This window comes from Leifsonia sp. NPDC077715 (assembly GCF_040686855.1).
Taxonomy (GTDB): Bacteria; Actinomycetota; Actinomycetes; order Actinomycetales; family Microbacteriaceae; genus Leifsonia.
On the sequence record NZ_JBFBOG010000003.1, the window covers coordinates 183,559 to 203,210 of the forward strand.

Below are 19,652 nucleotides of genomic sequence, written 5' to 3' on the forward strand. Positions count from 1 at the left end.
ACGGCACTCATTCCCATCTAGCCGCGGGCTCTGGCGGGAGCGGCGACTTCTATCTACCGTAGAAGCTGAGATGAGTCACGACCACGGCCACACCGCCAACCGCAACCGCCTGCTGATCGCCATCGGCATCGTGGCGGCGGTGCTCGTCGTGGAAGTCGTCGGCGCGTGGATCAGCGGCTCGCTGTCGCTGCTCGCCGACGCGGGTCACATGCTGAGCGACCTGGCGGGACTCATCATCGCGCTCATGGCGACCATCGTCGCCGCGCGACCGGCGACGGACCGGCAGACCTTCGGCTTCCAGCGGGCGGAGGTCTTCGGCGCGCTGATCAACGGCCTCATCCTCGTCGTCGTCGCCGTGACCGTGACGATCGGCGCGATCGGCCGGCTCGTCGGCGGAGAGACCGAGGTGCACAGCGTCCCGATGCTGATCGTCGCCGTGATCGGCCTCGTCGCGAACCTGGCGGCTCTCCTGATTCTGCGTCCGTCCGCCGGGCATTCGATCAACATGCGCGGCGCCTACCTGGAGGTGCTGGGGGACCTCGTCGGCTCGGCGACCGTCATCGTGGCGGCTGTCGTCATCCTCACCACCGGCTTCATGCCGGCCGACGCGATCGCCTCGCTCCTCATCGCCGTGCTCATCGTGCCGCGCGCGTTCTCGCTGCTGCGGGACGTGGTGCGGGTGCTGAGCGAGTCGGCGCCCGCGGACACCGACGTCGCCGAGATCCGCGACCACATCCTGGGCACCCCCGGCGTCGTGGCGGTGCACGACGTGCACGTGTGGGCGATCACCTCGGGGGCGCCGGTGTTCAGCGCCCACGTGGTGTGCGAGCAGTCCGTGTTCCGCTCAGGACGCACCGGCGCGCTGCTCGACGAGCTCTCCGGCTGCCTGTCGAAGCACTTCGACGTGGAGCACTCGACCTTCCAGCTCGAGCCCGCGGAGCACGCCGCCCACGAGGACGAGTTCCACCGCTGACACGGGTCGCGGCGCGCGTGCGGAACGGAGGAGATCCGGACGCGCGGTCGCGCGGTTCTCCTCCCGGACTGCTTATCGGAGGAGATTCGGGACCGGACTTCCTCCGTTATCGACGGAGAGGGCGGGTCAGACCTCCGGGCGGGCGGCCGGCTCGCCGGCGGTCGGCTCCTCGATGACCGGCGTCGCGGTGACATCCTCGGCCGCCTTGCGCTTCGCCTTGCGGACCGACTGGAAGTAGTGGAACAGCGTCGGCACCAGCGTGATCACGACGGCGCCGATCAGGATGATGTCGATGTAGTTCGACACGAACGTCGCCACCGGCGGGATGTAGCCGATCAGGTATCCGAAGTACGTGACGCCCGCGCCCCAGATCAGCGCGCCCATGGCGTTGTAGAGGGAGTACTTCTTGTAGTTCATGTGGCCGACGCCCGCGGCGACCGGCGCGAAGGTGCGGACGATGGGCACGAAACGCGCCAGGATGATCGCGAGCGCACCGAAGCGCTCGAAGAAGCGGTTGGTCCGGCGCACGTTCTCCATCGAGAACAGGCCGGACTCTTTTCGTTCGAACACCTTCGGACCGGCCTTGTGGCCGATCAGGTACCCCACCTCGCCGCCGACGAACGCGGCGAACGCGATCGCGAGGCACACCCACCAGATGTCGACGCCGAACACGAGCGAGGTGTGGGTGAGGAGCCCGGAGATGATCAGCAGCGTGTCACCCGGGAACAGGAAGCCGATCAGGAGACCCGTCTCGGCGAAGATGATGCCGCACACCACGAGCAGCGCCCAGGGACCCGCCGAATGGATGATGGTGTTCGGGTCGAGCCACGGGATGAGGCCGGCGTGATGGATCACAGTTCTCCAGGGATTTCAGTGGGAAAGCTGTGGCCGAGTTTAGCGGCGCGAGGCGTCGCGAAGCTGCACGAACCGTGCGAATACGGTGCGGGAGAAGGGACTCGAACCCTCACGCCGAAGCACAGGAACCTAAATCCTGCGTGTCTGCCAGTTTCACCACTCCCGCGCGCCTGTGCGCGGCTACGACATTAGCTCATGGACGCGCGGCGCGACTTCGGTGCCGTACAGCTCGATCGAGCGCATCAGGTCCTCGTGCGGGAGGGTGCCGTTGCTCATCTTGACGTCGAAGCGGCTCGCGCCGAGTCCCTTCGCCGCGTAGGCGATCTTCTGCGCGACCGTCTCCGGCGAGCCGACGACCAGGGCGCCGTCCGGTCCCGCCTCGTGCTCGAATCGCGCGCGGGAGGCGGGCGGCCAGCCGCGCTCGCGGCCGATCCGGTTGGTCATCACCTCGTAGTGCGGCCACAGCGTGTCCTTCGCCTCCTGGTCGGTCTCAGCGACGAAACCGGGGGAGTGGATGCCGATGGGGAGGGTCGCATCCTGCCCGAACTGCTCCAGCGCCTTGCGGTACAGCTCGGCGAGCGGCTGGAAGCGCATCGGGCCGCCGCCGATGATGGCGAGCATGAGCGGGAGGCCGTAGTGCGCGGCGCGGACCACCGACTCGGGGCTGCCGCCGACGCCGATCCACGTCTTCAGGAGGCCGTGCTCGAGGTGCGGGTAGACGGACTGCTCGGTGAGCGGTGCGCGCAGGCTGCCCTCCCAGGTGACCGGCTCCTGCTTCCTGACCTCGGTGAACAGGTTCAGCTTCTCCTCGAACAGCTCCTCGTACTGCGCGAGGTCGAAGCCGAACAGCGGGAACGACTCGATGAACGATCCGCGGCCGAGGATGACCTCCGCGCGTCCGTTCGAGACGCCGTCGAGGGTGGCGAAGCGCTGGAACACGCGCACCGGGTCGTCCGAGCTCAGCACGGTCACGGCGGAGCCGAGGTGGATGCGGTCGGTCTGCGCCGCTATCGCCGCCAGCACGACCTCCGGCGCGGAGACGGCGAAGTCCGCACGGTGGTGCTCGCCCACGCCGAAGAAGTCGAGCCCGACCCGGTCGGCCAGCACCCCCTCCGCGACGACGTTCCGCAGCACCTGCGCCTGCGGCAGCGGCGTGCCGTCGGCGTCCAGCGTCACGTCGCCGAACGTGTCGATCCCGAGTTCCATCGCGGCCATCCCATCCCTCGATTCATGCGTGTGCATGGATTAGCGCTGTCTGCGTCGAGGGTATTCCCTGTCAGGCCGGGCGCGCCCTCCTCGGCACGTAGCGGGGGATGTAGCGCGCCAGCATGCCGGCGCCGACCAGCCCCAGCACGCCCATGACGCCGCTGGCGAACGAGATCGAGACGAGCGCGGTCAGCAACGAGACGAACAGGGGAGCGGCGGCCTGACCGGCGTCGGCGGAGAACCGCCACGCGCCGAGAAAGGCCGCAGGCTGCTCCTTCGGCGCGAGGTCGGCGCCGAGCGTCATCACGATGCCCGAGCCGATCCCGTTCGCGACCGAGAGGAACAGCGAGACCCCGATGTACCAGGCGACCGCCGAGCCGAGATCGTGGCTGAACGACAGCACGAGGAAGCCGAGGCCGAGCCCGATCATCGAGGGGATGGCGCTCCACATCCGGCCGAACCGGTCCATGATCTGGCCGCTCGCGTAGAACAGGGCGAAGTCGACCGCGCCGGCGATGCCGATGATCAGCGCGGTGTTCGACTCGCTCAGCCCGATCGACACGGCCCACAGCGGCAGCAGCACCGTCCGGGCCGACCGGATGGCCGCGACCAGCGAGACGCCGGCGCCCATCCGCGCCAGCACCTCCCGGAACGACCAGATGGTGCGGAACAGGCCGTGCGTGCGCTCCTCGGCCTCCTCCTCTCCCGCGGTGACCTGCGCGCCGGACTCGTCGGCGACCCGCGACGACGGGCCGAACATCCGCTCCGGATCCGGCAGCGCGATGAGCACGATCACGGAGCCGAGGCAGCTGACGATGAAGATCCAGAACACGGACTGGGTGGAGCCGGTGAGCGCGATGATCCCGGACGCGATCAGCGGCCCGACGAACCAGCCGGCGCGGAAGATCCCGCCGAGCGTGGAGAGCGCGCGGGCCCGGTAGCGGATCGGCACGTACGTCGTCATGAACGCGTGCCGGGCCAGGGCGAAGACCGCGGTCGCGACGCCGACCACGAAGATGCCCACCATGAGCACCCAGTAGTTCGGGGCGAGCAGACACACCACCACACCCGCGATCGCCACCGCGGCGGCGCCGATCATGGAGGTGCGCTCGCCGAAGCGCGAGACCACCCATCCGCTCGGGATGTCGCCCGCCAGCTCGCCGAGCATCACCATGGACGCGATGAAGCCGGCCATCGCGAGCCCGGCCCCGAGGTTGCCCGCGGCGACGGGGATGATCGGGATGATCGCCCCCTCGCCGATGGAGAAGAGCAGCGTCGGCAGGAAGGCGGCGAGGGCGACGGAGCGGAATTCGAAGGGGCGCTCGTCGGAAGTCATGTCGTTAACACCGTACAACTGTTGGCTCGGTCGACTGTGCTGACCGTTCGGTAGGCTGGATGCCGACATGATCGAACTCGACCTCTCCTCCCAGATCGCGGACCTGCGCTCCACCTTCGACGACATCGCGGCGGTGGTCGACGTGCCGAAGCTCCGCGCCGAGATCGCCGACCTCAGCGAGCAGGCCGGCGCCCCCGACCTCTGGGACGACACCGCCAACGCGCAGAAGGTGACGAGCGCCCTCAGCCACCGCCAGTCGGAGCTCGGACGCATCACCGCGATCGAGCGGCGCCTCGACGACCTCGAGGTGCTGGTCGAGTTGGCCAACGAGGCCGACGACGAGGAGTCGGCGGCCGAGGCGCGCGCCGAGCTGGCGTCGCTGCAGACCGCGCTCGGCGACCTCGAGGTGCAGACGCTGCTCAGCGGCGAGTACGACGAGCGCGCGGCGATCGTGACCATCCGCTCCGGCGCAGGCGGCGACGACGCCACCGACTTCGCCGAGATGCTGATGCGCATGTACCTGCGCTGGGCCGAGCAGCACAAGTACCCGGTCAAGGTGATGGACACGTCCTACGCCGAAGGCGCGGGGATCAAGTCCGCGACCTTCGAGGTGGATGCGCCGTACGCGTTCGGCACGCTGTCGGTCGAGGCCGGCACGCACCGCCTCGCCCGGATCAGCCCGTTCGGCTCGGCGGACAAGCGCCAGACGTCGTTCGCGGCGGTCGAGGTCATCCCGCTGATGGAGGAGGCGACCGAGGTCGACATCCCCGAGGGCGACATCCGCATCGACGTCTTCCGCTCCTCGGGCCCGGGCGGCCAGTCGGTCAACACGACCGACTCGGCAGTGCGCATCACGCACCTCCCGACCGGCATCGTCGTCTCGATGCAGAACGAGAAGTCGCAGATCCAGAACCGCGCCGCCGCCATGCGCGTGCTGCAGACGCGACTACTCCTGCTCCAGAAGGAGGAGGAGGCGGCCAAGAAGAAGGAGCTCGCCGGCACCATCACCGCGAGCTGGGGCGACCAGATGCGCTCCTACTTCCTCTACGGCCAGCAGCTCGTGAAGGACCTCCGGACAGGCTTCGAATCGGGCAACCCGAGCTCCGTCTTCGACGGCGACCTCGACGGCTTCATCGCGGCGGGCATCCGCTGGCGGGCCGGCAGCAAAGCCGACGACTAGCGCGAGTCGTTACTGCGGATCGCGCCCCGGTTGCTTAGTCTCGAAGGGTCATGATCCGGTTCGAACACGTATCCAAGCAGTACGCGGGCACGGCGCGCCCGGCGCTGAACGGCATCAACCTGGAAGTGCTGCGCGGAGAGTTCGTCTTCCTCGTCGGCGCCTCGGGTTCCGGCAAGTCCAGCTGCCTGCGTCTCATCCTCAAAGAGGAGAAGCCGACCAAGGGGAAGATCCACGTGCTGGGTCAGGACCTCGGCACGATCTCCTCCCGCAAGGTCCCCTACTTCCGGCGCAACATCGGCGTCGTCTTCCAGGACTTCCGCCTGCTGCCGAACAAGACCGTCTTCCAGAACGTCGCGTTCACCCTGCAGGTCATCGGGAAGTCGCGCGGCTTCATCCAGGAGGCGGTCCCGGATGTGCTCAAGATGGTCGGCCTCGACGGCAAGGCCCAGCGCCTGCCGCACGAGCTCTCGGGCGGTGAGCAGCAGCGCGTGGCGATCGCCCGCGCGGTGGTGAACAAGCCGCAGGTCCTGCTGGCCGACGAGCCGACCGGAAACCTCGACCCCGCCACCAGCGCCGGCATCATGGCCGTGCTGGAGCGCATCAACGCCGGAGGCACCACGGTGCTCATGGCGACGCACGAGGCGGCGATCGTCGACCAGATGAAGCGCCGCGTGGTCGAGCTCGTCGGCGGCCAGATCGTCCGCGACGAGCGTCACGGCGGCTACGGCTTCACGGCCGCGGTTCCGATCGCCCAGCCGCTGGAGCGCGACGAGCCCGTGTCGGTGGCGACGCCCGTGTACGCGGGCGGCATCCCGGCGGAGGCTGCCGCGGACGCTCCGATGACCCGCCCGCACGCGCCGACCTCGGTGCCCACGGCGCCGGTCGCGCTGCCGCAGCAGACCGCCCCGGTGCAGCCGGTGCCCGCGCAGCCGCAGCACACGGCCCCCGTACAGCCCGTCGCGCAGCAGGCCGCTCCCCAGCAACCCGTCACGCAGCAGCAGCCCGTCACGCCGCCGCCCTCGTCGGAGCAGCTGCCCGACCACCTCAACTTCACCGCCAACCTCGACCTCAGCGGCCTGCGCGACAACGCCGACCGCGAGGGCGACCAGAATGTGGGGCCGACGAAATGAGATTCGGACTCATCTGGTCGGAGGTCGGCAACGGCCTCCGCCGCAACCTCTCCATGGTCGTCTCCGTCATCCTGGTGACGTTCATCTCGCTCACCTTCGTGGGCACCGCCGTCCTGCTCCAACTGCAGATCGGCCAGATGAAGACCTACTGGTACGACCGCGCCCAGGTCGCCGTGTACATGTGCACCGAGACCGACAACTGCCCGGGCGGCGCCGCCAACGACCAGACCATCGCGGCGGTCGACAAGCAGCTGAAGTCGCCGGAGCTCGCGCCGTACATCCAGAAGTTCTACTTCCAGGATCAGAAGCAGGGCTACGAGCAGTTCAAGGAGCAGTTCAAGGGCAACCAGATCGCCGACTTCGTCACGCCGGACATGATCCCGCAGACGTTCTGGGTGAACCTGAAGGACCCGAACAACTCCGCCGTGCTGACCGAGACGCTGTCGGGATCGGCGGGCGTGCAGAGCGTGGTCGACCAGCGCAGCTACCTGGACCAGATCTTCAGCATCCTCAACGCGGCCAGCTACACCGCGATCGGCATCGCCGCGCTGATGCTCGTCGCCGCAGTACTGCTGATCGCCACGACCATCCGGCTCTCCGCCTTCTCGAGGCGACGGGAGATCGGGATCATGCGCCTGGTGGGCGCCTCCAACCGCTTCATCCAGACGCCGTTCATCATCGAGGGCGTGATCGCCGCGCTGATCGGCTCCATTCTCGCGTCGGTCGTCATCGCCGTCGGGGTGCAGTTCTTCGTGCGCGGCTACCTGAGCCAGCGCATCCAGTCGATCAACTTCGTCGGGATGGATCAGGCCTGGCTCGTGATCCCCATCCTGATCGTGATCGGCGTGGTGCTGGCCGCCGCATCGGCCAACTTCGCGATCCGCCGGTATCTGCGGGTCTGACCCGCTAGACTGGATGGCTGCCCGGCGACGTGCCGGGCAGCGATCCGCGTCGACGTCAGGAGCGAGCAGTGCCGAAGGAGAAGGGCCAGAAGGTCGTGGCCACCAACCGCCGCGCGCGCCACGACTACACGATCGAGGACACCTTCGAGGCGGGCCTGGTGCTCACCGGCACCGAGGTGAAGTCGCTCCGGCTGGGGCGGGCGTCGCTGGTCGACGGCTACGCGTTCGTCGACGGTGGAGAGGCGTGGCTCGACGCCGTGCACATCCCCGAGTACGCGGACGGCACCTGGAACAACCACGCCCCGCGGCGCAAGCGCAAGCTGCTCCTCCACAAGGCGCAGATCCTCAAGATCGAGAACAAGGTCAAGCAGGGCGGCTACACGATCGTCCCGCTGTCGATCTACTTCAACGACGGCCGCGCCAAGGTCGAGATCGCCATCGCGAAGGGCAAGCGCGAGTACGACAAGCGCCAGGCGCTGCGCGAGCGGCAGGACCAGCGCGAGGCTCAAAGGGCCATGTCCACCCGCAACCACCTCGGCGAGTGACAGACTGAGGGGCATGGACTCCACCGCTCAGCGCATCCCGATCGAAGGCACGTACAACTTCCGGGATGTGGGCGGATACGCGGCCGACGGCGGCTCCACCCGGCCGGGCAAGCTGTTCCGCGCGGATGCTCTCGGCCGGCTCGGCGAAGCGGGACGCGAGGGCCTGCGCGAACTCGGTGTGCGCGTGGTGATCGACCTGCGCGACGACTTCGAGGTGCAGGCACTTCCGGACGACCTGGACGGGCTCGGCATCGAGGTGCTGCACCTGCCGGTGTTCGAGGGGTCCGGAGCGTCGGCGTCGACCGTCGGGTCCACCATCGTGCACCTATACGACAAGATCGTGTTCCAGCACACGGATGTCATCGTGCGGGCGCTGCGCGAGATCGCCGACACGGGCGAGGAGCCGGTGGTCGTGCACTGCACTGCGGGCAAGGACCGCACGGGGATCGTCGTCGCGCTGGCGCTGCTCGCGGTCGGTGTCGACCGCGAGACCGTCGTGGAGGACTACGCCGCGACCGAGGCGAATCTCGAGGGCCCCTGGCTCGAGGGGATGCTCGAACTCGTCCGCGGCTACGGCGTCGAGGTAACACCCGACCTGCGTGTCATCCTGGGCGGCAGCCCGCGGGAGGCGCTGGAGACGACGATCGACCGCATCGAGGAGCGGCACGGCAGCGTCCACCGGTACCTTCTCGCGGCCGGGCTCGACGAGGTGGAGCTGGCGAAGCTGCGGTCGGTGCTGGTGGATGCGGACGCCTCCGAGGCATTCACACCGAACCCATAACATCCCCGAAGCCGCACCCCGGGTCGCTGCTGCTTATATATGAGAATGAGCAACACCGAGCCCACCGAGCCGATCCCGCCTCGACAGGAGCCGCCGGTGCCGCCGGCGCCGCCGGCGCCCGCGGCCGGGCCCGCGCCCGTCCCCGAGCCGTTCTACAAGCGGCACGGTCTCGCGTTCGCGATCTCGACCCTGGTGCTCTCGATCGTGGTCCTGATCGGCATCTTCACGGCCGGGGCCTTCGCCGTCGCCGGCGTCGTGACACGCGTGGGGGAGCGGATGATCTCGCACTCCGTCCCGCACGAGGTGCAGCCCGGAGTCCCCGGGATGCCGGGCATGCCGGGCCAGCCCGGCGAGGGAGGCGGCAAGGCAGACGGCAACGGGAAGGGCAACGGTGGCGGCCTGCAGCAGGGCCAGGCGCTGGTCCGCGGCACCATCGCGTCCATCTCGGGTGACACCTGGACGATCGACCGCCAGAACGGCGCATCGGTCGACGTGAAGGTGAACGCGTCCACCGTCTACGGCACGCCGGGCCAGTCGTCGTCGAAGTCCGACTTCAGCACGGGTGATGAGGTCGTCGTGATCGGCAGCCGCTCGGACGGCACGCTCACCGCGAAGCGCATCCTGAAGCTGGACTCCTTCCCGACCCGTCCGCCGTCGACGCCCGGGCCGGCGACCCCCGGCTCCTGAGACCGAGGGTGCTCAGGAGGCGGTGAACCGTGCGTGCACCTGCACCGCGATCGTCAGCTGCTCCGGCTTGAGCGAGAGCGTGGCACCGCCCGTGTCCGCCGACACCGCCCGGGCGAACAGCGGCTGCGGCGGTTGGCCGGGCGCGGACCCGTCGCCGAGCATCCCGGGGTCGCTGAGCGCGAGCGGCGTGACGGACGAGAGCCCGAGACTGGTCGCGTAGACCGTCGCCTTCGCGACGGCGTTCTCGACCGCGCGCCGGCGCGCCTCCTGCGTGAGCGTCTGGCGCCGCGCCTCGGTGAGCGACCAGGTCACGCCGTCGACCGCGACGCCGTCGAGCAGGGACGCGACGCCGACCCAGTCGGAGAGCGCGGCCAGGTCGCTGAACACCGCGTCGATGCCGACCTCGGCATGATGCACCACGTCGCCGCGCGACCCGTCCGGGTTCCAGGGCCGGTCGCCCCAGACGCGGAGCTGGTCGGACGCCCACTGCACCACCGGTCCGCGCTGCGGGTCGTGCAGGTCGCGCAGCTCTGCCGTCAGCGACACCTGGCGCTGCGTGGTCAGCGCGAGAACGTCGTCCCGGGACGGCCCCTCATAGGAGACCCGGAGCCGCAGCGCGCCGCGCTCGGCCGGGTGCTTGAGCTCGTACTCGCCCTGGACGGTGATGATCGTGTCGGCCATGACCCGATGCTGGCATAAACGGGACGGCCTCGGTGTTGTATGATGTGAAGCTCGCCGCTGATGTGGCGAGGCGGTATCTGCAACAACTCAACAGCGCGTGACAGCGACCCGGCCGACAGGCCGCGCATGGGGATGATCGGTTTCGACATTGTCTGCGTGACTGTGAGAAGCGGGTCGAGGATGCATGGTTATCTCGTTAACGATCCATGCGAAAAAATAAGTGCCAATAACAAGAGCACTGTCTCGGCCAAGGCCGACTTCGCCCTCGCGGCGTAAGTTCACCTCCGCCATTTGAGAGACCGTCAGACCGGGAATTGTTCTCTACCCGGATCCTGGCGTCAGCTAGAGAACTTGCTTCTGCGTTGAGCATCAGGGCGCAGAGGGACTTCCACTGATACTGGGCCCGCCGGAACAGGTGCCAGCGACAAGTTCCGGGGCCGAGAAAGCGACTTCACTGGCTACGCCCGTAGAAGGCACATGACCACAGCAGTGGACGGGGGTTCGATTCCCCCCATCTCCACCATTCGGTCGCTGTCACTCGTTGTGAGGAGTAGCGTTCGGTGGGTGAGTGACATGCAGACCATGCTGCGCACCGAGGTGACGATCAACGGTCGGTCATTCTTCCTGGCGCAAGGTCAGGACCCGCACGACCTTCAGCGGCGTATCGAGGCGGCCGCCGACTCACCGGGGACGTTCGTCACGTTCACCGTGGTGGGGAATCGGGAGGTCAGCGTGCTGATCACTCCGAGAAGCCAGGTGGTCTTCACGGTCGAGACCGTGCAGTTCGATGCCCGCGACACCGGCGACAGCGAGTTCCCCTTCGGCGGCTTCTACGACTACTGACGCCGATGCTGGGCTCTGCTCGCCACGGGTATGCTCCCGTCTTCGCCGATGACGACGAGGCCCACCGAGCTCTCGGCTGCGTTCCCCAGCCGGGCGAGCCATTCGCGATTGATCGACGGGATGCGTGAGCCTTCGAACTCGAAGTAGAGCGGGATGGACGGGTCCAGCCAGATCGCCGCGCGGCCGCTCCCGGCGTCGGACGCAACGCGCCAGGGCATGACGAACGATTCCCTCCGGCGCAGCTTGTTCACGATCACGACTTGAAGGTGAGCGAGCAGTCGGTCCTCGAACTCGAAGACCATCGACTCGTAGACCAGCGTCCCCATGCGCCTTCGCCCTTCTCCATAGTCGGACACTGCACACACGCTACGACAGCAGCGCGGAGTGGGGAAGGGACGCCCGGGCCCGCATCCATGATGAGAATCACTCAAGAAGCTCTTGCCGTCCACTCGCCGGCGGCCTATCGTGCGCCTGGGGCGCGCAGCGGCGCGACTGCAGGTTCTGATCGGGGTCGTCATGCGCGCTCATCTTCGTCCGTTTTCTCTGCTCATCGTCGCGGCGGTCGTCGGAACGGGGGCGGCGACGCTGGGCGCCGGAGTGGCGGAGGCTCAGGCTGCTGCTTCGGCGAGCGTCATCACCGACTTCGATACGACATTCCTCCCCGGTGCCCCGTCGGGCGTCCATCTCTTCGATGACGGCGGGGCCGCGGTCCTCGCTGCGGGATCGTCGGCGACGACGTCCATCCGGATCGACGTGCCGAATCCGCGGGCGGGGGAGTCCCCGTACTCTGTCGAGATCGACGCGCCTGCGGACGGGACGGCGCTCCATGCGGGCCACTACACGGGTATCCGGTCGTACGAGACGCACGCCGACCTGCCGATCGTCGAGCTGCCCTATTCCGGGTACGCCTTCGCGGGCGACCTGGACATCCTCGACATCGCCGACGACGCGACAGGGCGGCTGACCAGGTTCGACATCGTCGTGCGCGACTTCAACGACCCGAGCCCGCAGATCACCTTCGGCGAGTTCCGGATGGGGGAGCCCGAGCCGACGCCGCTGCTGCTGGGAACGCGCAACATCGAGTGGCCGACCACAGCGGTCGGGTCGGTGCCGATCGTCGCGACCGAGTGGCTGCACAACACGTCGGCTGCTCCGGTCGCGGTCGGCGCCCTGAACATCGGCGGGGCGGCCGCGGCGGACTACCGGCTCAGCGCCGACACGTGCAGCAACCGGTCGCTCGCCGTCGGAGCGATCTGCTCGGTCGGCGTCGGGTTCTCGCCGAAGGCGGGTGGACCGCGCAACGCCACCCTGAGCATCCCCACCGGGTCGGGCACGGAGACGGCGTCGCTGGCCGGAACGGCTCCCCTCGGCACCAACACGATGACGACGTCCAGTGACAACCCGACGCTGCCGCTGACCCACAGCTTCACCGACACGGGAATCGACGACTTCGTCTACCTGCCGCAGTCGCCCTACACCTGGCAGGACTTCCATGTCGGGGAGCAGGTGGATGGAGCGACCGGCTTCCGCATCTTCCTCTGGGGGCCGAACGGGCAGATCCCGACCGGGACGCATCCCACCCTGCCCATCGCGTCGTCCCGTGACTCCACGCCGTACAGCAACAACGTGGAGGTGCGCGGGATCGGCTGCGACGGCGCCGGCACCGAGACGGTGAACGCATTCCGCCTGAACGGCGACGGTTCCGTCAACGAGGCCGACGTGTCGTTCGCCCAGCTCTGCGACGACGGCAAGACGCACTTCAGCGGACGTTTCCAGTGGCAGGTCCGGTCCGATGTGACCCAGCCGGCGCCGGTCACCGGCCTCAGCGCGTCCGGCGGCCGGTTGAGCTGGGCGGCGTCCGCGTCCTCCGACGTGGCCACGACGGTCGTGCGACTCATGCGCACTCCGGACGCGTCGTCGGCGTCGCCCACCTCCGGCTACGGGGTGTACGCGGGGACCGCCACCTCGGTCGCGCTCCCGGCGCTGGTGGCGGGTGAACGCGACACGGCGGTGGTATACGCGATCGACAAGGCGGGCAATGTGAGCGCCGCCGCGTCCATCCCGGTCGTCAACGGAACTCCGGCGCCGATCATCACCGCGCCCTCGGCTCCGACGGGCGTTCGGGTGACCCCGACGGACCGGGGCGGCCTCGTCTCGTTCACGCCGCCCGCGAGCACCGGCGGGTCCCCGATCATCCGATACACCGTCACGGCCGCCGCGCTCGGGGGAACGGACTACTTCGCGTACGGCACGTCCAGCCCGATCCAGATCAGCGGACTGCCGACCGGCGTCACCTACCAGGTGACGGTCGCCGCCACGAACGGCATCGCGGGCCGAGGTCCGGCGTCGAGTCCGCCTGTCGCGCTCACGTCCGTGGCCGCGCCACCACCGCCTCCGCCCCCGAGCACCGAGCTGCTGCCGGACCCGGGGTTCGAGTCCGGCCTCGGCGGCTGGCGGGCGTTCGGAACGGCCACGGCCGGCTCGGTCGCGACGCCGGTCCACTCGGGTGCCCACGCGGCACAGGCCGTGACGACCGCCACGACGCCGGTGCTCGCCGGCATCACGCAGAACACCGTGGTGCCCTCGACCGTCGCGGGGACCGCCTACACGGCGAGGTGCTGGGTCCGCACGTCGACCGCCGGCGTGAAGGTGACGGGGCGGTTCCTGGAGTATGTGCACGACTGGAGCTCGGACACGCACTTCCCGGCGACCTCCGTCACCGTCACCCCGGGCGTCTGGACGCTCGTCAGCGTCACGAGCACCGCTGTCGCGAGCGGAGACCGGATGGTTCCGCAGTTCTACGCCACCAACCTCACCAAGAGCGCCGGCGCGCTCACGCTCGACGACTGCTCGGTGAAGTGACCGCCTCTACGCGGGCTCGTGCTCCCGGTCCGCCCGGAGCGCTTCCCGCGCGGCCGTCGCGACGTCGGCAGCGGACGGTCGCTGCCGTGCGTCGGGCTGCGTCATCGACAGGATGAGCGCGCGCCAGGGCTCGGGGACGTCGTCGGGCATGTCGGGGTCGCGGTCCAACCTCGCCATGGCCGACTCCACGGGCGAGCCGGGAAAGGCGACGGTGCGCGTGAAGCATTCCAGCAGGACGAGGCCGAGGGAGTAGATGTCCGACGCCGGCGTCAGGATCTCGCCCCGCACCTGCTCGGGGCTGAGGTAGGCGGCCGTTCCGAAGGTCTCCTCGGTGATCTCCTGGGGACGCGTCGCGTGGATCGCGATGCCGAAGTCCGTCAGGCGCGCCCGCGGGCGGGAGAACCGGGTGCCGTAGTCGACGACCATGATGTTCGTCGGCGTCACGTCCCGGTGGATCACACCGCGGGCGTGCACGTACTCGAGTGTTTCGGCGACCTCGAACGTGACCTCGCCGATCTGCCTGGTCGTGAGCGGCCCGGCGTTCAGCAGGGCGCGGAGCGTGTCGCCGTCGACCAGCTCGATGACCAGGAAGGGACGCGGGTCGCGCGGTGACGAGTCGTCGACGCCGGCGTCGAGGATGGATACGACGCCGTGATGCCGCAGGCCGGCTAGCACGCCCACCTCGGTGCGGAAGCGCGCGACATCGTCGGCGCTCCCCGACGAGAAGAGCTTGATGGCGACGTCGCGACCGAGGTTCTCATCGCGGGCGCGGAAGACCATCGAGGATCCGCCGCGCGCGAGCAGCTGGTTCGGCCGGTAGCGCCCGAGCAGGAGCGGGACCGGGGCGGCGGGTTTACTCACCCCGATATTCTCCGGGATTCCGCGAATTCCCGCCGACCGGTAGACGGCGGCGCCGCATCGCGGTATGCATCGTGAGAGCGCGGCATGGAGGGCGATGGCTTATTATCTGCGTATGGATGCAGATAAGCCGATATGCGGACGCCTTCCTGACAGCCAGTTCGTCGAGCTCGCCGTCGAGGTGTTCGGGATGCTCGCCGACGCCACGCGCGTGCGGATCGTCCTCGCGCTGAAGGACGCGGGCGAGCTGTCGGTGAACCACCTCGCGGACATCCTCGACAAGCAGCCGGCAGCGGTGTCGCAGCACCTCGCCAAGCTCCGGCTCGCACGGATCGTATCCACCCGCCAGGACGGGCAGCGTGTGTTCTACCGCCTGGAGAACGAGCACGCGAGTCGTCTCGTGACCGATGCGATCTTCCAGGCCGAGCACTCGCTCGGCGGGACGCCGCGCCACCACCACGCACAGGCCTCGATTGTCGAGGAGGCCGGAGAGTGAGCGGCGCACACACGCACGAGCACGGGCATCCGCACGAGCACGGGCATCCGCACGATCACGAGCATCCGCACGACCACGACCACGATCACCCGCACGGCGGCGTGAAGGGCTTCCTCTACGACCTCTTCGTCCCGCACACGCATGACGCCGCCGACGCGGTCGACGACGCGCTGGAAGCCAGCAGGGCCGGGGTGACCGCGGTCAAGGTGTCGATGTTCATCCTGCTCGGGACGACCCTGCTGCAGCTCGGCTTCGTCTTCTTCACCGGATCCGTGGCGTTGCTCGCGGACACCATCCACAACTTCGCCGACGCGCTGACCGCCGTTCCGCTGTGGATCGCGTTCGTGCTCGGACGACGGGTCGCCACCCGCCGGTACACGTTCGGCTACGGGCGCGCGGAGGATCTGGCGGGCTTGTTCATCATCTTCGTGGTCGCGCTGTCCGCGGTGGTCGCCGGGTGGGAGGCGATCGACCGCTTCATCCACCCGCAACCGGTCGAGAACCCGGGGTGGCTGATCGCGGCCGGCGTGATCGGCTTCGCGGGCAACGAGCTCGTCGCGATCTACCGGATCCGCGTGGGGCGGCGGATCGGCTCCGCGGCGCTGGTGGCCGACGGCGTGCACGCCCGGCTGGACGGGATCACCTCGCTATCGGTCGTGCTCGGGGCGATCGGGGTCCTTCTCGGGTTCCCCATCGCGGACCCGATCATCGGCCTGCTGATCTCGGTCTCGATCCTGGTGCTGCTGTGGGGCACCGTGAAGTCCGTCGGCGCACGCCTCATGGACGCCGTCGACCCGCAGCTGATCGAGCGTGTCGAGCACAGCCTGGAGCACGCGGACGGCGTCACCGGCATCCGCTCGGTGAAGCTCCGCTGGGTGGGCCACCGGCTCCTCGGCTCGGCCATCGTCACGACCAGCGCGGACAGCCTCCGCGATGCGACTCATGTGGCACAGCACGCATCCGAGCGGGTCCGTGGCGACCTCCGCAACATCGACGACTTCGTCGTCACACCGGTTGCGGCCGACACCGTCCCGCCTCAGAGCTGGAGTTTGTAGGGCGCCCAGTCGTCCAGGTCGTACTCGAGCTCGACGCCCGTGTAGAGGAGCACCCGCCAGCAGTGCGAGTCGCCGCCCGTGTATTGTCCGGTCACCGTCTCGCATTCCCATTCGCCGTCCGACGTCCGCCGCCAGCGGACGAGGCCGATGTGCTCCCGCACCCGAGGTGCGTGCGGCGGGTGGTTGTATTCGCCCTCGTCGATCATGATGAGTCCTCCCCTCGAGAACGATCCGATCGAAAGATAGGGCGGCGCGAGGGGAGGTGACATCATCCTTTCGGTATGAAATGGGCTCAGCCGTCGAGCAGTGCGAGCTGCCGGGAGCGGGTCACCGCCTCGGTGCGCGTGGTCGCCCCCAGCTTGCGGAAGAGCGAGTAGACCTGCGACCTCACCGTGTTCTTCGAGACGTACAGCTGCGACGCGATCTCGGAGTAGGACAGCTGGGTGGCGAGCATCGGGAGGACGCGCAGCTCGGCGGTCGTGAGCGAGGATGCGCCCGCGACGCTCGGGCCGGCGACTCCGCTGAGGAGCGCCCGCGCTTCGGCGGCCTCGGCGACCAGCGTCCCCAGCCGGGGCCGGCGCGCCAGGATGTCGTCGACCTCTTCGAGGACGGTCCGCGCGCCCGCCGAATCGCCGAGTCCGAGTTGGGCGTGCACGATGGCCAGCCGGGTCTGCACAGCGAGGTGTGGGATGGCCGAGCTCAGCAGCGGGCGGCGGCGCAGTGCCACGGTGAGTTCCTGGCGCGCACCCGCGATGTCGCCGTCGTGCTGCATCACCCGCGCCCGCGTCGCGCTCGCCACGACCACGGCGTAGGAGTCCTCCACGCCGACCTCGCGGAGCAGGGACTCCGCGCTGCGCGAGAACTCCGATGCGGCCCTCCACTCGTGGCGGCCGATCGCGATGAACGCCCGCCCGCTGAACGACGACGACACGACGTCTGGCGGCTCCCGGCCATCCCCGACGACGGTGGCCTCCGCGAACATCTCGTCCGCCGCCTCGTCGTCGCCCTGCAGGACGCGCGCCCTCGCCTGGAGGTTGAGGGCGCTCGCGAGCGGCCATCCCATGGAGACGAAGAGCCGGGCGGCCTCGTCCGCGTCGGCGCGCATCCGCTCGACGCCATGCGGGCACGCGATGGCCTCCAAGGTGAGCGCGAGTGCCCGCACCCAGGGGGAGGCCAGCGCATCGCTGTCCGAGTCCAGCCACCCCTCCACCACCTGCAGCAACCGTTCGGCGGGGGCATCCTGGCCCAGTGTGCTGGCGAGGAAGGCGGCATTCAACACGTTCGCGGGCTGCGCCTCCAGCCCCTCATGGTCGGCGAGCCAGGCGAACCAGCGCTGCAGCGTCGACGTCTGGCCGCGCGTGTACACGGGTGACCACAGCTGGGCGGTCAGGTCGGCGACACGCTGGACGTCCTCCCCGGCGAGCGCGTACGGCATCGCCTCCTCGGGCAGTCCGCGATCCAGGTACCAGTCCGCTGCCCTGCGGCGGATGACCGGGACGATCCCCGGGTCGATCCGGGTCAGTTCGGCGAGCAGGAGGTCGCGGAACAGGTGGTGGAAGCGGTACCAGTCGCCCCGATGGTCGAGCGGCACCAGCAGGAGGTTGGAGTGGGCCAGCTCCTGGAACGACTGCGCGGCCCCGGGCAGGCCGAGGGCGGCCTCGCAGAGCGCGGCCGACATCCGTTCCAGCACGGACGCCCGCATCAGGAGTCGGCGCTGAGGATCCGATACTCCGTTGAGGAATTCCGAGCGGATGTACTCGGCAACGAAGGTGTCGTCGCCGCTGAGGCCGGACGGCACTCCGCCCCACGAGCCGCCATACCGGTGGGCGAGTGCGGCGAGGTAGAGCCCGACCGGCCACCCCTCGGTGCGCGCGTAGACGTCGTCGAGCTGCGCGTCGACGAATCCGGCATCCGCCGCGTGCAGCAGGCGGCCGGCCTCATCCTTCGTGAGGGTCAGGTCCTCGGCGGAGATCTCCAGCAGCCGCCCTTCGGCGCGTAGCCGGCCGACGCGCAGCGGCAGGGGGGATCGGCTCACCAGCACGACCTGCGAGCCGGCCGGGACGTTGTCGGCGATGACCGCGAGCGCTTCTCGGCCCTCCACATCGTGGAGCAGCTGGACGTCGTCGACGACAAGCACGGCCGGGACCGTCATCGCGGCGAACGCCGACGCCAGCCGCGGGGCGATGGTACCGGGGACGGAGCTCGCGGGGGAGGTGAGGGCGTCGAAGACGCGGTGGGGCAGCGGCTCCACGCGATCCAGCGCCTCCGCCACGTAGGACAGCAGCGTCTTCGGGTCGTCGTCCCGCTCGTCCACGGCGAGCCAGGCGAACGGACGCGGATCGCGTTCCGCCCACTGCACGACGAACGTGGTCTTGCCGTAACCGGCCGGAGCGACCACGGACACGATCGGCGTCGACGACGCATCCAGGGCGCGCTCGAGCAGGGTCTCCCGGCCGACGATGCCTGCTCGGAGCGGTGGGCGCGTCAGCTTCGACTCGATCAGGTCGAAGCCGGCTCCGGCCTCATCCCGCGGCTCGGACCTCGGCCCCATCGTCCGCCACCCGGTGCATGCCCCTCATGGCCCCATATGCTGGCATAGCGTCCCGTCGTGTGGGTAGGACCGCAGTCCTGGCGGTGTTCAACGTCTCTCGAGCTTCCCGATCTCCGTGCCGCCGGAGCGGTAGACCGTGAGGGTGTCGCCGTCGACCTTCGCGGTGTCGGCGAGGTTGAGCCACGGCGTGACCCCTTCGCACGCCTTCAACGTCGACGCGAACGGCCCGAACGTGAAGGTGTCGCCGGAGATCGTGCCGGTGCCCTTCAACGGGTTGCAGCCGTCCGTGCCGGAGAACGAACCGTTCGCCTCGATCGTCAACGACGGCTGGCCCTGGGCCACCTGGCCCCAGTCGCCCGCGAAGGAGGAGCCGGACGGCGCGCATCCGGACAGCAGCATCAGGGCCGTGACGGCGACGACGGTGAGACCGGTACGCGACGTGCGCATCCTCATGTGAAGATCGCCCACTCCGTGCGGTCCAGGATCATGGGGCATCCTTGAGCGACGACCTGCCAGGTCTTCTCGTCGCGGCCGGCGTACTCGGCGAGGAGCGTCGTGTACTTCCAGTCGCCGGCGACGCGGTCCCAGCGGATCAGCGAGATGAGCTGGCCGTTCCGCAGGTAGGGCACCGGGGCGATCTCGTCCGGGTGCGGGTCGTGGATCTTCGCGTGCAGTGTCACGGCAGTCCCCTCCCGTTGCCGATTCCGGTTC

21 protein-coding genes, 1 tRNA gene and 1 other RNA gene are annotated in these 19,652 nt (G+C 69.1%); 12 read left to right on the top strand and 11 right to left on the bottom strand.

Features of this window, described 5'->3' with window-relative positions; all coding sequences use genetic code 11:
- Positions 1-70 precede the first annotated feature (70 nt).
- A complete protein-coding gene (locus AB0P25_RS14610) occupies positions 71-973 on the top strand; it encodes a cation diffusion facilitator family transporter (protein ID WP_064108601.1) in 903 nt (300 codons plus the stop codon).
- Between the two features lie 126 nt (positions 974-1,099).
- Here AB0P25_RS14610 and AB0P25_RS14615 read toward each other — a convergent pair whose 3' ends face one another.
- From AB0P25_RS14615 to AB0P25_RS14630, 4 genes are all read right to left on the bottom strand, one after another.
- Positions 1,100-1,828, bottom strand: a complete 729-nt coding sequence (locus tag AB0P25_RS14615; RefSeq protein WP_363808274.1) for a VTT domain-containing protein — start codon at positions 1,826-1,828, stop codon at positions 1,100-1,102.
- Between the two features lie 86 nt (positions 1,829-1,914).
- Positions 1,915-1,994 (bottom strand) — tRNA-Leu (locus tag AB0P25_RS14620).
- Positions 1,995-2,008: 14 nt separating this feature from the next.
- Positions 2,009-3,043: an LLM class flavin-dependent oxidoreductase gene (locus AB0P25_RS14625; protein ID WP_363808275.1), complete on the bottom strand. Its 1,035-nt coding sequence runs from the start codon at positions 3,041-3,043 to the stop codon at positions 2,009-2,011.
- A gap of 61 nt (positions 3,044-3,104) precedes the next feature.
- Entirely contained in the window at positions 3,105-4,370 is a 1,266-nt protein-coding gene (locus AB0P25_RS14630; protein ID WP_363808277.1) for an MFS transporter, read from the bottom strand.
- A 67-nt stretch (positions 4,371-4,437) separates the two neighbouring features.
- Here AB0P25_RS14630 and prfB point away from each other — a divergent pair, with 67 nt between their 5' ends.
- The 6 genes from prfB (at position 4,438) to AB0P25_RS14660 (ending at position 9,595) form a co-directional block, all read left to right on the top strand.
- Positions 4,438-5,550, top strand: a complete 1,113-nt coding sequence (gene prfB / locus AB0P25_RS14635; protein ID WP_363808278.1) for a peptide chain release factor 2 — start codon at positions 4,438-4,440, stop codon at positions 5,548-5,550.
- A 50-nt stretch (positions 5,551-5,600) separates the two neighbouring features.
- Positions 5,601-6,680, top strand: a complete 1,080-nt coding sequence (ftsE, locus tag AB0P25_RS14640; protein ID WP_363808279.1) for a cell division ATP-binding protein FtsE — start codon at positions 5,601-5,603, stop codon at positions 6,678-6,680.
- Positions 6,677-7,582 (top strand): permease-like cell division protein FtsX, encoded by a 906-nt coding sequence (gene ftsX / locus AB0P25_RS14645; protein ID WP_363808280.1) that lies wholly within the window; start codon positions 6,677-6,679, stop codon positions 7,580-7,582. The genes ftsE and ftsX overlap by 4 nt, the downstream gene beginning before the upstream one ends.
- Positions 7,583-7,650: 68 nt before the next feature.
- Positions 7,651-8,127: an SsrA-binding protein SmpB gene (gene smpB / locus AB0P25_RS14650; RefSeq protein WP_064108608.1), complete on the top strand. Its 477-nt coding sequence runs from the start codon at positions 7,651-7,653 to the stop codon at positions 8,125-8,127.
- Positions 8,128-8,140: 13 nt separating this feature from the next.
- Positions 8,141-8,908, top strand: a complete 768-nt coding sequence (locus AB0P25_RS14655) for a tyrosine-protein phosphatase (protein ID WP_363808283.1) — start codon at positions 8,141-8,143, stop codon at positions 8,906-8,908.
- 45 nt (positions 8,909-8,953) lie between these two features.
- Positions 8,954-9,595 carry a DUF5666 domain-containing protein gene (locus AB0P25_RS14660; protein WP_363808284.1) on the top strand — a complete coding sequence of 214 codons (642 nt, stop codon included), beginning with the start codon at positions 8,954-8,956 and terminating at the stop codon, positions 9,593-9,595.
- 12 nt (positions 9,596-9,607) lie between these two features.
- Here the strand turns inward: AB0P25_RS14660 and AB0P25_RS14665 are convergent, their stop codons facing one another.
- A complete protein-coding gene (locus AB0P25_RS14665) occupies positions 9,608-10,276 on the bottom strand; it encodes an SIMPL domain-containing protein (protein WP_363808285.1) in 669 nt (222 codons plus the stop codon).
- A 128-nt stretch (positions 10,277-10,404) separates the two neighbouring features.
- On the opposite strand from AB0P25_RS14665, the gene ssrA reads away from it, so the two are divergent.
- Positions 10,405-10,799: a transfer-messenger RNA gene (gene ssrA, locus AB0P25_RS14670) on the top strand.
- Between the two features lie 50 nt (positions 10,800-10,849).
- A complete protein-coding gene (locus tag AB0P25_RS14675) occupies positions 10,850-11,119 on the top strand; it encodes a hypothetical protein (protein WP_363809317.1) in 270 nt (89 codons plus the stop codon).
- Here the strand turns inward: AB0P25_RS14675 and AB0P25_RS14680 are convergent.
- On the bottom strand, positions 11,113-11,475 hold the full coding sequence (locus AB0P25_RS14680; RefSeq protein ID WP_363808287.1) for an ATP-dependent DNA ligase: 363 nt from the start codon (positions 11,473-11,475) through the stop codon (positions 11,113-11,115). The genes AB0P25_RS14675 and AB0P25_RS14680 overlap by 7 nt on opposite strands.
- Before the next feature lie 160 nt (positions 11,476-11,635).
- Between AB0P25_RS14680 and AB0P25_RS14685 the strand changes: the two genes are divergently transcribed.
- The gene (locus tag AB0P25_RS14685; RefSeq protein ID WP_363808288.1) at positions 11,636-13,981 is read left to right on the top strand and encodes a fibronectin type III domain-containing protein; all 2,346 of its coding nucleotides are present in this window, start codon (positions 11,636-11,638) and stop codon (positions 13,979-13,981) included.
- Between the two features lie 6 nt (positions 13,982-13,987).
- On the opposite strand, the gene AB0P25_RS14690 is transcribed toward AB0P25_RS14685, so the two are convergent.
- The gene (locus tag AB0P25_RS14690; protein ID WP_363808289.1) at positions 13,988-14,842 is read right to left on the bottom strand and encodes a serine/threonine-protein kinase; all 855 of its coding nucleotides are present in this window, start codon (positions 14,840-14,842) and stop codon (positions 13,988-13,990) included.
- Between the two features lie 112 nt (positions 14,843-14,954).
- On the opposite strand from AB0P25_RS14690, the gene AB0P25_RS14695 reads away from it, so the two are divergent.
- Together AB0P25_RS14695 and AB0P25_RS14700 are read left to right on the top strand one after the other, a co-directional pair.
- On the top strand, positions 14,955-15,335 hold the full coding sequence (locus AB0P25_RS14695) for a metalloregulator ArsR/SmtB family transcription factor (protein ID WP_363808291.1): 381 nt from the start codon (positions 14,955-14,957) through the stop codon (positions 15,333-15,335).
- Complete coding sequence (locus tag AB0P25_RS14700; protein ID WP_363808292.1) at positions 15,332-16,390, top strand: cation diffusion facilitator family transporter; 1,059 nt, start codon at positions 15,332-15,334, stop codon at positions 16,388-16,390. Before AB0P25_RS14695 ends, AB0P25_RS14700 begins: the two co-directional genes overlap by 4 nt.
- Here the strand turns inward: AB0P25_RS14700 and AB0P25_RS14705 are convergent.
- The 4 genes from AB0P25_RS14705 to AB0P25_RS14720 form a co-directional block, all read right to left on the bottom strand.
- The gene (locus AB0P25_RS14705) at positions 16,372-16,596 is read right to left on the bottom strand and encodes a hypothetical protein (protein ID WP_363808293.1); all 225 of its coding nucleotides are present in this window, start codon (positions 16,594-16,596) and stop codon (positions 16,372-16,374) included. The genes AB0P25_RS14700 and AB0P25_RS14705 overlap by 19 nt on opposite strands.
- 86 nt (positions 16,597-16,682) lie before the next feature.
- On the bottom strand, positions 16,683-18,941 hold the full coding sequence (locus tag AB0P25_RS14710) for a LuxR C-terminal-related transcriptional regulator (RefSeq protein ID WP_363808294.1): 2,259 nt from the start codon (positions 18,939-18,941) through the stop codon (positions 16,683-16,685).
- An 87-nt stretch (positions 18,942-19,028) separates the two neighbouring features.
- Positions 19,029-19,394, bottom strand: a complete 366-nt coding sequence (locus AB0P25_RS14715) for an META domain-containing protein (protein WP_363808296.1) — start codon at positions 19,392-19,394, stop codon at positions 19,029-19,031.
- Positions 19,391-19,621, bottom strand: a complete 231-nt coding sequence (locus AB0P25_RS14720; RefSeq protein WP_363808298.1) for a hypothetical protein — start codon at positions 19,619-19,621, stop codon at positions 19,391-19,393. The genes AB0P25_RS14715 and AB0P25_RS14720 overlap by 4 nt, the downstream gene beginning before the upstream one ends.
- Positions 19,622-19,652 lie beyond the last annotated feature (31 nt).

Coding starts and splice junctions, on each gene's coding strand:
- AB0P25_RS14610 (WP_064108601.1), top strand. CDS start 71: ATGAGTCACGACCACGGCCACACCGCCAACCGCAACCGCCTGCTGATC.
- AB0P25_RS14625 (WP_363808275.1), bottom strand. CDS start 3,043: ATGGCCGCGATGGAACTCGGGATCGACACGTTCGGCGACGTGACGCTG.
- AB0P25_RS14630 (WP_363808277.1), bottom strand. CDS start 4,370: ATGACTTCCGACGAGCGCCCCTTCGAATTCCGCTCCGTCGCCCTCGCC.
- prfB (WP_363808278.1), top strand. CDS start 4,438: ATGATCGAACTCGACCTCTCCTCCCAGATCGCGGACCTGCGCTCCACC.
- ftsE (WP_363808279.1), top strand. CDS start 5,601: ATGATCCGGTTCGAACACGTATCCAAGCAGTACGCGGGCACGGCGCGC.
- ftsX (WP_363808280.1), top strand. CDS start 6,677: ATGAGATTCGGACTCATCTGGTCGGAGGTCGGCAACGGCCTCCGCCGC.
- AB0P25_RS14655 (WP_363808283.1), top strand. CDS start 8,141: ATGGACTCCACCGCTCAGCGCATCCCGATCGAAGGCACGTACAACTTC.
- AB0P25_RS14660 (WP_363808284.1), top strand. CDS start 8,954: ATGAGCAACACCGAGCCCACCGAGCCGATCCCGCCTCGACAGGAGCCG.
- AB0P25_RS14665 (WP_363808285.1), bottom strand. CDS start 10,276: ATGGCCGACACGATCATCACCGTCCAGGGCGAGTACGAGCTCAAGCAC.
- AB0P25_RS14675 (WP_363809317.1), top strand. CDS start 10,850: ATGCAGACCATGCTGCGCACCGAGGTGACGATCAACGGTCGGTCATTC.
- AB0P25_RS14685 (WP_363808288.1), top strand. CDS start 11,636: ATGCGCGCTCATCTTCGTCCGTTTTCTCTGCTCATCGTCGCGGCGGTC.
- AB0P25_RS14695 (WP_363808291.1), top strand. CDS start 14,955: ATGGATGCAGATAAGCCGATATGCGGACGCCTTCCTGACAGCCAGTTC.
- AB0P25_RS14705 (WP_363808293.1), bottom strand. CDS start 16,596: ATGATCGACGAGGGCGAATACAACCACCCGCCGCACGCACCTCGGGTG.
- AB0P25_RS14710 (WP_363808294.1), bottom strand. CDS start 18,941: ATGGGGCCGAGGTCCGAGCCGCGGGATGAGGCCGGAGCCGGCTTCGAC.
- AB0P25_RS14715 (WP_363808296.1), bottom strand. CDS start 19,394: ATGAGGATGCGCACGTCGCGTACCGGTCTCACCGTCGTCGCCGTCACG.